Genomic DNA, 13,964 nt, shown 5'->3' with positions numbered 1-13,964 from the left:
CATGGCTGAGCAGGAAAACACCACCCCCGACCCGCTGGAGGAGGCATTCAACGCCCCCGCAGCGGAAGGCCACCCCGAAGCTGAATCGGTCGAAAGCCCCGAGGAAGCTGCGGAAGCCGTCGAGGCTGAGCTCCAGGACGCCGTAGAAGCAGAATCTGCTGATGCGGCACTCGCCGCAGAGCGCCTGGACTCCCTGCTTCGCCTGCAGGCAGAGTTCACCAACTACAAGAACCGCACCGCCCGCGAAAAGGAGCAGCTGCGACTCTTCGTAATCAGTGACCTGGTCGGCGCACTGCTGCCGGTGTTCGACGACATCGACGCCGCACGCAAGCACGGCGACCTGCAGGACGGCCCCTTCGCCTCCATCGCCGCGAAGCTCGAAGAGCTGCTCGGCAAGCAGGGCGTGGAGCGCTTCGGTGAAGTAGGCGACGCCTTCGACCCGAACATCCACGAAGCTGTACTGCAGCAGCCCACCGACGAGGTGGCCGAGGATCATGTCTCCATGGTTCTGCGTTACGGCTACCGCGTGAACGACCGCGTGGTTCGTACCGCTCAGGTGGCTGTGGCTGTCGCACCGTAAGGTGGTCGGCTCAGCAATGGCTGAATAACTAACGACGGGCGGGTGCTCTCCCTGATGGGGGAGTGCCCGCCCTGTTGTTTGCCGGGGCTGCTTTACCCGGTGTGTTGGTGCGGGTTTTGGCTCGTAGAAGCGGCGGTCAAGAGGCTTGTAGGGGCGCAATTTTTTGGGCTCAGCCCTTTCAAAATTGAGTCAAGTAGACTAAACTTTTATATAGAGCATTAAGACAAGCACGCGGTGCCCCTGCAAGCCGTCCCGTAACCGAGGAGGGCGGCGCATCACCGCAGAAGGAGAAACACAACATGGCAAGTGAAAACTGGCTAACCGACGACTTTTATAAGGCACTGGGTGTCAGCGAAGACGCAAGCGAAAGCGACATCAAGAAGGCGTACCGCAAGCTCTCCCGCAAGTACCACCCGGACCTGAACCCCGGCGACGCCGCAGCAGAGAAGAAGTTCAAGGAAATCTCGGAAGCATACGACGTGCTCTCCGATAAGAAGCAGCGCGAAGAGTACGACCAGATTCGCCGCTACGGTGCCGCAGGCATGGGCGGATTCGGAGGCGGCGGCTTCGGCGGTGGCAGCTACACCGGCTACCCCGGCGCGGACGCATTCGGCGGCTTCAGCAACGGCGGCGCAGGCATCAACATTGACGACCTGCTCGGCGGCCTCTTCGGCGGTAGCGCAGGCGGCTCCCGACGCTCCGCAGGCTTCACCAGCGCCGACTTCGGCGGCATGGGCGGTGGCGGTTTCGGCGGCGCACAGCACGCAGCCCCCGAGGAAAGCACCACCAGCACCCGCATCAGCCTCGCTCAGGCATACACCGGCGCGACCGTGACCGTGTTCCTGCCGGACGGCTCCCACACCGAGGCACGCATCCCCGCAGGCATTAAGGACGGCCAGAAGGTCCGCCTGCGCGGCAAGGGCCTGCGCGGCGGCGACCTGAAGGTCACCGTGCGCGTCTCCGATGACTCCGTGTACTCCCGCGAGGGCAACAACCTGATCCTGCGCGCACCCGTCACCCTCGCCGAGGCCGTCGACGGCGCAGTGATCGAGGTGCCCCTGCCCGACGCATCCACCGTGAAGCTGCGCCTGGCACCCGGCCAGGTCGGCCGCCGACTGCGCGCTAAGGGTCGCGGCTTCAAGGCTAAGGGCGGCGACGGCGACCTGCTGGTCATCCCGGAGATTGTACTGCCCACCGAGCTGAGCGCAGAGGCACAGGAAGCATTCGATAAGTTCGTAAAACTGGCACCGCAGGAGAACCCGCGTAAGGATCTGTTGAAGAAGGCGAAGTAAACCATGGCATCTCGAGAATCATCATCTAAGTCCCGTAGCGGCAAGCCGTTGCACAGTGTGGACCTGCCGGTTTTCGTGATTTCTGTGGCGGCTGAGCTGGCGGGCATGCACCCGCAGACCCTGCGCCAGTACGACCGCATTGGCCTGGTCCAGCCTTCGCGTGCGCCCGGTAAGGCGCGCCGCTATTCGCAGCGTGACGTGAACCGTCTGCAGCAGATTCAGCAGCTCTCGCAGGAGGGCGTCTCCCTGGAGGGTATTCGCCGCATTATTGAGCTGGAGTCCCTCGTGGAGGAGCAGCAGGAGCAGATTGCGGCGCTGCAGCGTCAGGTTGAGGATGCGAAGGTGAAACTGGGCATGGTGGAGCGCGTGTTCGCAGCCGGTACCAGTGGCGATGTGGTGCATATTGCCCGCGGCACCCGCCCGGCGCCTCGTCAGCGTTCTTCGGCGGTGGTGCTCTACCGTCAGCGTCACCAGCCGGCTACGGCGGATGATACGAAGCCGCAGCGCTAAACCGGCTAAACCCGCTACACTGGGATAATCGGTTCGGCTGTTCTAGCTCATTTGCGCTAGTCAGCCACCCATATAGGCTTGTGCGTCTTTGTGTATACGCCGCGAGGGAGGGTAGACCCCCGCCCCGCATGCACTCAGACCCACACACAAGGAGGTGAGGCTCCCCGAATAATCGGGGAGCCTCACCTGCTTTAACGTATGCACTTTGCGCGGTGGCGGGAAATCACCTGGCGGTAACTCTCGCTAACGCTGACCCGCTTACTTACGGCGGTAGGTCAGATCGTGCGCGCGGCGGCCTGCCTCCTGAGCCTTACGCTCAAAGCTGGTGAGGGTACGACCCTCCCAACGCGGAGCCCAACCACCCAGCGGATCCTCCTCGGTCGCACCGGCGCCGGGGTTCACGTTCTCAAAGTCGGGGTGCGCCTCCAGAACCTCACGCATGACCAGGGCGTACTCCTCCCAGTCAGTCGCCAGACGCCAAATGCCGCCGGGCTTGAGCACGCGCGCAACCTTATCAGCGAACGCCGGGGACACCAGGCGGCGCTTGTGGTGGCGGGACTTGTGCCAGGGGTCCGGGAAGAACACCCACAGCTCGTCCACGGAGTTCTCCTCAAGCATGTTGTCGAGCAGTTCGGGCGCGTTCGCCTGAGCCACACGCACGTTCTCCACGCCTGCGTTGCCCATCTTCAGCAGCAGGTCCGCAATACCGGGGGTGTACACCTCAACGGCGAGGAAGTTCGCCTCGGGCACCTCAGCTGCACGGTGCACGATCGCCTCGCCCAGACCGGAACCGATCTCGACGACCTGGTACGCCTCGCGGCCGTAAATCTTGACCGGGTCGAAGGTCGCCTCGGGGGATACGGAGGTGTCGGTGCGCAGGCGCGGAATGTCCAGCACGTGGGTGGGGGAGTAGGTGTCCCACGCCTTCTGGCGGCGCGCGGTGAGGCGGTCGCCGCGGCGGACGAAGGAGTAGGGCTGGCGGAAGAATTCCTCAGGAACCGGCTTCTTGACCTTTTCTTCGGTGGATTCGGGTGCCTGGCTAGGCTGCGTGTTCTCAGTAGACATACCTAAAAGAATAGCGTAGCGCCGCTACACCGTGCGGTTTCGCGGCGCGCAGGGCTGGCGTGACGCTGAACTAGCCGGGCGTGGGGTGGGTGCGGTGTACGTCCGGCGGGCGTAGAAATTTAGCGCGCAGACAAAAGTGCGGCGGGAACGAATACTGTTCCCGCCGCACTTTCGTGAGGTCGTCTGAGTGAGTTAGCGTGTGGGGCTTACTTCTTGGAGCCCAGCAGCGCCAGACCCGCGCCGAGCATCACGATGTTGTTTGCGAGCTGCTGGCCGTCCTGGGTGGGGCGGAAGTACTCGTCGTGCATGTCCGGGTTGCGGAAGTACATGGTCATCAGGTTTGCCGCGAATGCGGTCAGGCCTGCACCCGCCAGGCGGGAGGGGACGAAGGGGGTCAGCAGGGTTGCGCCGAGTGCGGTCTCTGCGCCGGAGATGAGCTTACCGAAGGTTGCTGCGTCCAGCTTGGAGACTGCGGGAACACCGGTTGCCGCCATCTGCTGCAGGAAGGCGTAGGTGCCTTCGTCTGCCTTGAGCTTCTTGACGCCTGCGTCGAGGATGAGTGCGCCGGCGGTGATGCGCAGTGCTGCGTTGGAGAACTTGCCCATGATGTTGTCCTTCTGTTCTGTAGTTGGTTGGTTAGGTTTTTGTTGAACGGTTTCTACTCTAGACCCGGTTTCTCGCCTTGTAAAGTTTTACACGTAAAGTTTCTAAATATTTTTGAAAACCCGGCAGAAGCGTGCAGAGAAGGGGTGCAATCTAAGGGCGATGCGGGGCGTGTTTCGGGTGGAGGTTGAGAGAAGCCGCAGGCTCGCCCCGTCTCAATTGCCCCGTCTCAAAAATCTGGTGATGTTGTATTCCTTGTACTTGTGTGGGTATGAGGGGGTAAAATTTGAAATTATGCATTCTCTGCATAACCCTTTATCGGCGATGCAAGAAATCGGAAGCCCCGCGAAATCGGAGCCCACAAGCCCAAGCGCACCGCGCCGGCTCGGGAAGCGCGGGAACCGCCTCTTGGCGCGCCGTTCAGGATTATGCACGAATACCAACCACCCGGACTCGCCCCCGAGTGAAATTTAGGGCGAATCGACGCAGAAAAGAGGAATACGTGACACAGCAGCCAACGCAGCACAACTCCGTCACTGGCCTAGACTCCGAAGCTGAGCACTCCAAGCTTCAGCGCGGACTAAGCTACCGACACATCCAGCTGATCGCTATTGGCGGCGCCATCGGCACCGGCCTTTTCCTCGGCTCGGCAAAGACCATCGCCCTGACCGGCCCCTCCATCGTCTTTGTCTACGCCATTATCGGTAGTGTCATCTACTTTGTTCTGCGCGCCATGGGCGAGATTCTGCTCTCCAACCCCAAATACAAGTCCTTCACCGACTTCATCACCGACATCCTCGGCCTGCGCGCCGGCTTCTTCGTCGGCTGGTCGTACTGGTTCTTCTGGGTCGTCACAGGTATCGCGGACGTCATTGCCATTACCGGCTACATCAAATACTGGTGGCCGGAAATCCCAGCCTTCATCCCGGCGCTGACCGTTATCGTGGCTCTGCTGCTGCTGAACCTGCCCTCGGTGAAGAACTTCGGTGAAATCGAATTCTGGTTCGCAGTCATTAAAATCGTCGCGATTGTCGCCCTCATTATTGTTGGTGCGCTCATGGTTGCCTTTAGCTTCACCGCGCCCGACGGTACCGTCGCCTCTGTGGCAAATCTCTGGGATCGCCCCGGCCCCTCCGGTAGCGGTATCTTTACCCAGGGCCTGACGGGCTTCCTGGGTGCCTTCCAGATTGCGCTCTTTGCCTTCGTGGGTGCTGAGCTGGTCGGTACCGCCGTGGCGGAAACCGAACACCCCGAACGCACCCTGCCCAAGGCGATTAATGCGGTACCCTTCCGCATTGGCCTCTTCTACGCGCTGCCGCTGCTGACCATCCTCGCCGTCACCCCCTGGGACAAGTTGGATAAGTCCATGAGCCCCTTCGTGGGCATGTTCTCCCTGGCTGGCATTGCTGTTGCCGCCTCCCTGGTGAACTTTGTGGTGCTGACCTCCGCGGCGTCCTCGGCGAACTCCGGTATTTTCTCGACCTCCCGCATGGTCTACGGTTTGGCGCACGACGGTGCCGCACCCTCCGCGCTGGGTAAGCTCACCAAGAACGGTGTGCCCGCTAACGCCCTGTACCTGACCACCGTGATGCTGCTGTTTAGCCTGGTCATGCTGTATGCCGGTAGCGGCATCATGGAGGCGTTCACCGTGGTGACCTCCGTGGCGTCGATGATGGGTATCTTCACCTGGAGCATGATCCTGATTGCGTACCTGGTCTACCGTAAGAAGTTCCCGGAGCGCCACGAGGCGTCCGCGTACAAGATGCCTTGGGGTATTGGCATGAGCTGGTTTGGTCTGGTCTTCTTCGCCGTCATGGTCTACGCCCTGAGCCTGTACCCGGACACCGCAATCGGCCTGGCACTGACCCCCATCTGGTTCATCGCTCTGGCTATTGGCTACGAGATTCTGACCCGCCGTCACGCGGCGAAGCGTGCTCGTGCGCTGGCTGCTGGCAATGTTGTTGACAAGGCTGGTCAGCAGTAGTTTCTGTTCTTTCTGCGGCGTTTATGTAGTGTTTCTGCGGCGCTGTTGGTAAGCCCCGTTTCTGCATTCTTTTAGGATGCGGAGGCGGGGCTTTCGCGTGCCCTCGTGCCTGCCTGTTTACGTTCCGGGCGGCATTTTTTACACCGCTTGATATGACGTAAATAATAGAAACAGGTCACATTTTTGCCGTAAATCCTGTTTTCTTGCACTTAACACCTGTAGAATAACTATCCAAGTAGCTGTGAGGGCTCTCAGAAAAACTCCGCGTCAATCGATAGCGTGACACTTTCGAGCACCGCGCGGTAGCTGGTAGAGCCCCAGCCTCGCCCCGAAATCCGGGGACACCCCGCAAAGCAATGACCGCATATTCATGCACTAGCTATACCTCCTGAATCTTAATGATTCTCATTACACTAGGGGTACATGCGGCACGGGGTACAACCGCTGAAAAGAGGACGTCGTGACTGAACAGAACAACGTCAGCCTGAATCCTAAAGCTCCCGAACAGGGAGAGCGACTGCACCGCGGTCTGAGCAACCGCCACATCCAGCTCATCGCCATCGGCGGAGCCATCGGCACCGGCCTGTTCATGGGCTCCGGCCGCGCCATCTCCATGGCGGGTCCCTCAGTTATTTTCGTGTACATGCTCATCGGCGCCGTCATCTTCCTGGTACTGCGAGCTATGGGCGAGATTCTGCTCTCCAACCTGAGGTACAAGTCCTTCTCTGACTTCACCACCGACCTTGTCGGCCCCATGGCGGGCTTCTTCCTCGGCTGGTCCTACTGGTTCATGTGGGTGGTTACCGCCGTCGCGGACATCATCGCAATCGTCGGCTACCTGCACATGTGGTGGCCCGACCTGCAGCCATGGATCCCGGCGCTCGCCGTCATCGGCGTTCTGCTGACCCTGAACCTGGTCTCCGTGAAGAACTTCGGAGAAATCGAATTCTGGTTTTCCATGATTAAGATTGTCGCCATCGTCGCCCTGATTATCGTTGGCGGCGGCATGATTGCCGTCGGCTTCACCTCGCCCAGTGGCGCACAGGCCTCCGTTGCAAACCTCTGGAATGACGGCGGCATGTTCCCCAACCACTTCATTGGCTTCCTCGGCGCGTTCCAGATTGCTGTCTTCGCGTTCATGGGCTCAGAGCTCGTCGGTACCACCGCCGCAGAAACCCAGGACCCCGAAAAGACCCTGCCCAAGGCAATTAACGCCGTGCCGGTACGTATTATGGTCTTCTATGTGGGCGCGCTCGCCGTGATTCTGATGGTCACCCCCTGGCGCCTGGTCAGCCCCGATAAGAGCCCCTTCGTCGCCATGTTCACTCTGGCGGGTCTGGGGATCGCCGCGCACATCATCAACTTTGTGGTGATTACCAGCGCGACCTCCTCAGCTAACTCCGGTATCTTCTCCACCTCGCGTATGGCATTCGGCCTGGCACGCGAGCGCAGTGCACCGCAGTTCCTGGGCAAGATTTCCAAGAATGGCGTGCCGCATAACGCGCTGTTCCTCTCCGCCGTGATGCTGCTGTCCTCGATTGTGCTGCTCTACGCGGGTGACTCGATCTCTCGTGCGTTCAACCTGGTCACCACCGTGGCTGCGGTGCTCGTGATTTTTGCGTGGGCCATGATTATGGTCAGCTACCTGATGTACCGCAAGAAGTTCCCCTCGCGCCACAAGAAGTCGAAGTTCCGTCTGCCCGGCGGCCGTTTCTCCGCGTGGCTGGCTCTGGCGTTCTTCGCTTTCACCATTGGTGTGCTGACCATGAACGAGGAAACCCTCATGGGTCTGCTCGCGATGCCCGTCTGGTTCGTGATTCTGGGTATCGGCTGGGTCTTCAAGCGCCGCGCTGATGCCCGCCGTCACGAAGCAATCTCGACCCGCACCGCGCAGATTGCGATTGTGGAGGCGTCCGAGATTTTCTCGGCACGCTAAGCACCCCACGCTAAGCCATACTGGTTGCCAGTACCGGCTATCAGCGCATGCGTAAAGCCCGCGTCACCTGCTCCTCTCAGGGAGCGGGGACGCGGGCTTTCGCTGTCTCCAGGGATGAATCCGACGAGAGGCTCACGGGAGTGCGCGCTTAGACGGAAGCCACCTCAGCCTCTTCGGCAAGCGGGTCGTTGTCGTCATCGGTGCGGTAGAAATCCCAGCGTTCACAACCGCAACCGGAACGCATCGCCTCAATGACGGCGGCAGCTGCCTCCAGCGGGTCGAGTGCGTGCAGGTTCCACAGTGCATGCACCGGTACCGGGTGCCTCCAGCCGTGCTCCTGCAGGAACTCCGGGTCGAAGGCGGGCAGCGCCTCGACGGTGGGTTCGAGCTCGCAGAGGAAGCCGGTGGGGGAGCGGAAAACCGTCACCACGGGGGTCGGGTCGGCGTCTTCCAGGCAGGCGCCGTCGAAGAAGTAGTATGTGCTCAGGCGGCGGTTCCAGGCAAGCTGCGCGAGGCGTTCGCCGAAGACTTCCACCGTCTGCTCCCACTGGGTGCGGTGGTACGCCGCCAGGTCGGTGTGGGCGGTCTGCACCACGCCGATGCCCTGCTCGGTGAGTTCGCGGGCGCTCAGACGCGCGGGCTCTGCCGGTTCTGCGGGATCTGCTGGTTCCGCGGGAGCGTCCGCAGGGGAGCCGCCGTCCGGGGTATCCAACTCTGCTAGTTCTGCTTCGGGGAGCTCAGCGTTAGTCAGCTCAGCGTCGAGGAGCTCAGTGTTAGTCAGCTCAGCATCGAGGAGCTCAAGCTCCTCAGCCGCGCTCGCCTCGGTCTCGTTCGACTCAGCGGCAGCTGCGTTTGCTTCGTTCTTCGTCCACAGGCGCAGCTCGCGGGCAATCTGCGTGCGTCCGCGATGCAGAGTCGTCTGCCAGGAGCCGAACTTGGCGCGTACCGCACCCAGCGGCGGCACCTGCTCAATGAGCGTGGGAATGGTAGACCAGTAGCCGTAGTTCAGCGCCGTCGGCTCGCGGTCGTAGCGGGCGCAATAGCTCAAAAACAGGCTCAGAGTCTTCGGCGCAAAATCCTCGGGTACCGCCGCGGCGTCGATATACCACTCGTTCTCGAGCGCCTCCGCCGGGTAGATGCCGGTGCGGAGCATGCCCAAGGACCAGTCGCCGTCACCGAGGTAATCGTTGACGGTCTGAACCGGTGCCGGCCACGCGGATTCGCCCTCCATACTGGCGGCGAGCAGGGTGTACAGGCTACCGCCCTCGGTGCCGATTTCTTTCACGCCGCGCCGCCTGATGTCCTCGAGGGTCTGCGCGTAGGCTTCTTCCTCCAGCTGGGAGTAGGGGTGTGCGGCAAGGTACTTGAGCGTTGCACCAATCTTCGCCAGAACGTGCGCAATGTCTTCATTGTTGAAGTGGCGTGCCTCCAGCGCGGACGGCAGGTCGTGAATAATATCGCAATCAAGAATCAGCGCCGCGTACTCGGGCTCCGGAGGCAAATCATAGGCTTCCGCGAAAACGTACCAGAGGCCGCATGCGAGCACCGTGTAGCTCGGGGCGTCTGCCGTGACCGGGCCAAACTGCCAGATGCCGGAGCTCAGCGCATAGTTCAGGTACTTCTTGTTGATGTGCGGGTACAGAAAGTTGAGGCGGCGGAGAACCTGGGTAGGGGTGAACCCCAGCGCGGCGAGTTCGGCGATGAGTTCCGCGTACTCGTCGTGAAAATCTAAGTAGCCCTCCGGCGCGTTTGATAGCGCGGCTTGTTCGCGCATGGGTCCCTCTTTCATCTGCAGGATGTGGCGGCACCATGTCGTACCGTGCCGCCGAAACCCTGAACGTGTGCACGCAGATAAGGGTGTTTGCGTGGCGTGAGTCCAGCTCTTATCTGCACGAATAAGAGATATTTTTTCAAAAAAATATGCTCTTTTATCTAAATTTATCGCTGAAACTAAGCACTATTCAAATACGTGAACCCCTAACACGGTTTCTTACGGAAAGATGACAAAGTTTAGCGCACTCACAGGGCAAAATGTGCGCAAAGACTCGTAATCTGCACTGGAAGATGCGATGGAAAAATACGCTTGCTCGCACCCGCACAGGCGAGCAAAATATGCCCCGGGCTGACTCTTATCCCAGCATTACCGGCCAACCCATGAGCCGCGGCGAAATATGCGAAACTGGAGGGATGAGCGAACACCCCCTCCCGAGCAGCATCCGCCCGCGCGCGGATCGAGCTGCAGACCCCGCGCCCAGTAGCGCCGCCGGCAATGAACCCAGCAGCGCCGCACACCGTGAAAAACACGAAACCGGCGGCAAGACTGAGCAGCCCACCGAGCACCTCATCAACGCGCTCGCCATAGAAACCGGCATTGCGCCGCACCGCATCCGCGCAGCTGTGGCACTGCTTGATGCCGACAACTCCGTGCCCTTCATCGCCCGCTACCGCAAAGAAGCGACGGGCGCACTCACCGACACCCAGCTGCGCACCATCCAGTCGCGCCTGGGCCAGCTCCGCGCCCTCGAAGAGCGCCGCAACCGCGTGCTCGAAGCGCTCACCGAACGCGCCGACGAAGGCCTCATCGACCCGCTCACCCTGCTGCAGCTGCGTTCCTCGCTCATGAACGCCGCCACCATCGCAGACGTGAACGCTATTTACGCCCCGTACCGCAGCGAGCGTGTGACCCGCGCCCAGATGGCGCGTGCCGCCGGGCTTGATTCCCTCGTCGAAGACCTGCTGGAGGTGCCCCTCGCCGAGGCGCACGCCATCGCCGCCGCATACATTACCGACGGCACCGAAGACGACGGGGACGATGGGGATGATGAGGACGAGAGCATTGAGGTTGCAGAGGCGGACGAAGCCCTGCAGATTCACAGCGCCGAAGAGGCCCTCGACGGTGCCCGCGCGATCCTGGTTGACCGCGCCCTCACCGACCCGGTGCTGAGCGAAAAGCTCCTCAAGCGCCTGCGTGAAGGCGGCGTGATTGAGTCCCGCGTGATTGCCGGTCAGGAAAGCATTGGTGCGAAGTTCTCCGACTATTTCGCCTTCTCGGACCGTATTCGTTCGATTCCGCCGCACCGCGTGCTGGCGCTGCACCGCGCCAAGGACGCCGGCGTAGTGCGCCTCAAGGTGGATGTGGCACCCGCCCCCGTGGCGCTCAGCCGCCTGCGCGGTGCCGCCCGCGCCGAAGCTGAGGCCGCCGCAGAAAATTACGAGAACGTCCGTTCTGCATACGAGCGTGAAGTCGCCGCCGCGCTACGCATCCCCGTGCAGGTGCTCAACACCGTCGACGACGAAGACCGCGTACTCGGCTGGCTCGCCGCCACCGTGCGCACCGCATGGCGCAGCCACCTGCGCCCGCGCCTCGCCGAACGCATCCGCCACCAGCTCCTCGACGCCGCCGCGCAGAACGCTACCGAGGTGTTCGCATCCAACCTGCGCGATATTCTGCTCGCCGCACCCGCCGGCCACAAGACCACCCTCGGCCTGGACCCGGGTCTGCGCCACGGCGTGAAATACGCCGTGGTTGACGGCACCGGTGAGCCGCTGCGCGTGGGCACCGTCTACCCGCACGCCCCGCGCAACCAGTGGGCAGAAGCACTGCGTGAGCTCGCCACCGCCTGCCGCGAGCACGGCGTGGAACTTATCGCCATCGGCAACGGCACCGCAAGCCGCGAAACCGATAAGCTCGCCAGCGAACTGATCCGCACCCTGCGTGAGGAAGGCGCCGAAGCACCCCAGAAGGTGACCGTCTCCGAGGCGGGCGCCTCCGTCTACTCCGCCTCCGCGCTGGCTGCCGCCGAGCTGCCCGACTATGATGTGACCGTACGCGGCGCCGTCTCCATTGCCCGCCGCCTACAGGACCCGCTCGCCGAGCTCGTCAAAATCGATCCGCAGTCCATCGGCGTGGGGCAGTACCAGCACGACGTGCCGCCCGCCGCCCTGCGCCGCGCCCTCAACGACACCGTCGAAGACTGCGTGAACGCCGTGGGCGTGAACCTCAACAGTGCCTCCGTGCAGCTGCTCGCGCACGTGGCGGGAGTGGGCACCGCAACCGCCGAACGCATCGTCGCCTACCGCACCGAACACGGCGCCTTCGCGAACCGTCAGCAGCTGCTGAACGTGCCGCGACTGGGCGCGAAAACCTTCCGCCAAGCGGCAGGATTTATTCGCATCCGCGGCGGTGAGGAGCCGCTGGACGCCTCCGCCGTGCACCCGGAAGCCTACCCGCTCGCGCGCCGCATTATTGCCGACGCGCAGGCGCGCAATGGCGCCCACTGGGTTGCCGGCGCCCTGGGCACCTCGGATGGAACCGACCCGCTCGACGGGCTGAACCCCGCCGACTACGTGCAGGATAGCGATACTCAGGCGAGCGCGGACGAAGGCACCGCCGGCGTGTACACGGTCGAGGACATCTTCGCCGAGCTGCGCCGCCCCGGCCTGGACCCGCGCGGTAGCTTCCGCACCGCCCGCTTCTCCGAGTCCGTCTCGCACTTCGAGGACGTGCGCCCCGGCATGGTGCTCGAAGGTACCGTCTCGAACGTGGCGGCATTCGGCGCGTTCGTGGATATTGGTGTGCACCAGGACGGCCTCGTGCACATCTCGCAGATGAGCCGCGGCTACGTGGCGAACCCGCACGATATTGTGCGCAGCGGCGACATTGTGCAGGTGCGCGTGGTGGAGGTTGACCCGGTACGCCGCCGCATCTCCCTCTCCCTGCTGGTGGAGGACGAGAACTAGCGGTGAAAGATAAGCTGCGGAGCGCTCGCTAAGGATAGCTCTACAAAAACCATCCAATCCGAGAACTCCAATCCGAGAACGAGCGTTCGCTAAAAACTTGCCCCTGAGAGCGTCAACCCTGAGAACGCAATAAAGCCCCGACAAGCACTATCTGTGCCTGTCGGGGCTTTACTCTGCCTAGCTTCAAGCCCCTAGACGCGGGACTCTACGCTCCAGCTTAGAAATCAATGTTCGCCGGGTCAGCGCCAATACGACCCTCGGGGCTGGAAAGCGCATCCACAGCCGCGATGTCCTCGGCGGTCAGCTTCACGTTCACCGACGCCAGGTTCTCCTCAATGCGGGAGGGGGTCGCGGACTTCGGGATAGCCACGGTGCCCTTAGCCAGGTGCCATGCCAGCACGACCTGCGCGGGGGTTGCGCCGTGGCGCTCCGCAATCTCAGCCAGCACGGGGTTCTGCAGCAGATCGCTACCGTTGCCCAGCGGGCTCCATGCCTGAGTCGCGATGCCGTACTCAGCGTGAACAGCACGCAGCGCCTCCTGCGAGAAGTAAGGGTGCAGCTCAACCTGGTGGATGACCGGAACCACGCCGGTCTCCTCGATAATCTCGCGCAACTGCTCCTCGGGGAAGTTCGAAACACCAATCGAACGGACCTTACCCTGCTTCTGCAGCTCAATCAGCGCACGCCAAGAATCCAAGTACAGGCCCTGCTGCGGCTTAGCCCAGTGAATCAGATACATGTCAACGTAGTCGGTACCCAGCTTCTCCAAGGAAGCCTCGAACGCCTCGAAAGCGCTCTCGTAACCCTGGTCAGAGTTCCACAGCTTGGTGGTGAGGAAGATGTCTTCGCGAGCCACGCCGGAGTTAGCGATAGCGCGGCCCACGCCCGCCTCGTTGCCGTAGCTAGCGGCGGTGTCGATGTGGCGGTAGCCGATCTCCAGGGCGGTGCTCACAATCTTCTCGGCGACCTCGTCCTCAATCTGCCACACGCCGTAGCCCAGCTGCGGAATGGATCGGCCGTCGTTGAACTTTACATTGGGTACGTTGTAGCTCATGATGCTCCTTTTGAATCTGTGGGGAGGCGGCGCCTCCGTAAGTAGTCGTACCAGGTTACGCCTCAGAGCCCCCGTTGAGAAGGGCCACAGCAGAATCGGGCGTGAATCTAGCCCGAGGCGTAACCAAGTAACGAAAAATGACGGGCGTCAGGCATATCAGCAGACCCGAAGTCTACCGCTCAGTCTGGAAGGCGGCTACC

General features: G+C 62.1%; 10 protein-coding genes. 6 read left to right on the top strand and 4 right to left on the bottom strand.

Annotated elements, in window-relative coordinates; translation table 11 throughout:
* The first annotated feature begins 1 nt into the window (after position 1).
* From HMPREF2527_RS09305 to HMPREF2527_RS09295, 3 genes are all read left to right on the top strand, one after another.
* On the top strand, positions 2-580 hold the full coding sequence (locus HMPREF2527_RS09305) for a nucleotide exchange factor GrpE (RefSeq protein ID WP_070507933.1): 579 nt from the start codon (positions 2-4) through the stop codon (positions 578-580).
* A gap of 299 nt (positions 581-879) precedes the next feature.
* Entirely contained in the window at positions 880-1,872 is a 993-nt protein-coding gene (locus HMPREF2527_RS09300) for a DnaJ domain-containing protein (RefSeq protein WP_070507931.1), read from the top strand.
* A 3-nt stretch (positions 1,873-1,875) separates the two neighbouring features.
* Complete coding sequence (locus HMPREF2527_RS09295; protein WP_070507929.1) at positions 1,876-2,382, top strand: heat shock protein transcriptional repressor HspR; 507 nt, start codon at positions 1,876-1,878, stop codon at positions 2,380-2,382.
* A gap of 258 nt (positions 2,383-2,640) precedes the next feature.
* Here the strand turns inward: HMPREF2527_RS09295 and trmB are convergent, their stop codons facing one another.
* Both trmB and HMPREF2527_RS09285 read right to left on the bottom strand, forming a co-directional pair.
* A complete protein-coding gene (gene trmB, locus HMPREF2527_RS09290; protein WP_070507927.1) occupies positions 2,641-3,447 on the bottom strand; it encodes a tRNA (guanosine(46)-N7)-methyltransferase TrmB in 807 nt (268 codons plus the stop codon).
* 206 nt (positions 3,448-3,653) lie between these two features.
* Positions 3,654-4,052 (bottom strand): hypothetical protein, encoded by a 399-nt coding sequence (locus tag HMPREF2527_RS09285; protein ID WP_070507924.1) that lies wholly within the window; start codon positions 4,050-4,052, stop codon positions 3,654-3,656.
* A gap of 500 nt (positions 4,053-4,552) precedes the next feature.
* On the opposite strand from HMPREF2527_RS09285, the gene HMPREF2527_RS09280 reads away from it, so the two are divergent.
* Both HMPREF2527_RS09280 and HMPREF2527_RS09275 read left to right on the top strand, forming a co-directional pair.
* Positions 4,553-6,034, top strand: coding sequence for an amino acid permease (locus HMPREF2527_RS09280; RefSeq protein WP_070507920.1), 1,482 nt, complete (start codon positions 4,553-4,555; stop codon positions 6,032-6,034).
* Positions 6,035-6,494: 460 nt separating this feature from the next.
* Positions 6,495-7,970 (top strand): amino acid permease, encoded by a 1,476-nt coding sequence (locus HMPREF2527_RS09275; protein WP_070507917.1) that lies wholly within the window; start codon positions 6,495-6,497, stop codon positions 7,968-7,970.
* A 148-nt stretch (positions 7,971-8,118) separates the two neighbouring features.
* Here HMPREF2527_RS09275 and HMPREF2527_RS09270 read toward each other — a convergent pair whose 3' ends face one another.
* A complete protein-coding gene (locus HMPREF2527_RS09270) occupies positions 8,119-9,744 on the bottom strand; it encodes a dehydrogenase (RefSeq protein ID WP_070507914.1) in 1,626 nt (541 codons plus the stop codon).
* Between the two features lie 413 nt (positions 9,745-10,157).
* Here HMPREF2527_RS09270 and HMPREF2527_RS09265 point away from each other — a divergent pair, with 413 nt between their 5' ends.
* The gene (locus tag HMPREF2527_RS09265; RefSeq protein WP_210390390.1) at positions 10,158-12,710 is read left to right on the top strand and encodes a helix-hairpin-helix domain-containing protein; all 2,553 of its coding nucleotides are present in this window, start codon (positions 10,158-10,160) and stop codon (positions 12,708-12,710) included.
* A 217-nt stretch (positions 12,711-12,927) separates the two neighbouring features.
* Here HMPREF2527_RS09265 and HMPREF2527_RS09260 read toward each other — a convergent pair whose 3' ends face one another.
* A complete protein-coding gene (locus HMPREF2527_RS09260) occupies positions 12,928-13,764 on the bottom strand; it encodes an aldo/keto reductase (RefSeq protein ID WP_049350026.1) in 837 nt (278 codons plus the stop codon).
* Positions 13,765-13,964 lie beyond the last annotated feature (200 nt).

The sequence above is a fragment of the Rothia sp. HMSC071B01 genome (genome assembly GCF_001808945.1).
Taxonomy (GTDB): domain Bacteria; phylum Actinomycetota; class Actinomycetes; order Actinomycetales; family Micrococcaceae; genus Rothia.
This window is presented reverse-complemented; position numbering and strand designations above follow the sequence as displayed.

Bases quoted from the DNA above. Each gene is read 5' to 3' on its own strand.
- HMPREF2527_RS09270 (WP_070507914.1), bottom strand. From the start codon at position 9,744: ATGCGCGAACAAGCCGCGCTATCAAACGCGCCGGAGGGCTACTTAGAT.
- trmB (WP_070507927.1), bottom strand. From the start codon at position 3,447: ATGTCTACTGAGAACACGCAGCCTAGCCAGGCACCCGAATCCACCGAA.
- HMPREF2527_RS09305 (WP_070507933.1), top strand. From the start codon at position 2: ATGGCTGAGCAGGAAAACACCACCCCCGACCCGCTGGAGGAGGCATTC.
- HMPREF2527_RS09300 (WP_070507931.1), top strand. From the start codon at position 880: ATGGCAAGTGAAAACTGGCTAACCGACGACTTTTATAAGGCACTGGGT.
- HMPREF2527_RS09265 (WP_210390390.1), top strand. From the start codon at position 10,158: ATGAGCGAACACCCCCTCCCGAGCAGCATCCGCCCGCGCGCGGATCGA.
- HMPREF2527_RS09260 (WP_049350026.1), bottom strand. From the start codon at position 13,764: ATGAGCTACAACGTACCCAATGTAAAGTTCAACGACGGCCGATCCATT.
- HMPREF2527_RS09285 (WP_070507924.1), bottom strand. From the start codon at position 4,052: ATGGGCAAGTTCTCCAACGCAGCACTGCGCATCACCGCCGGCGCACTC.
- HMPREF2527_RS09295 (WP_070507929.1), top strand. From the start codon at position 1,876: ATGGCATCTCGAGAATCATCATCTAAGTCCCGTAGCGGCAAGCCGTTG.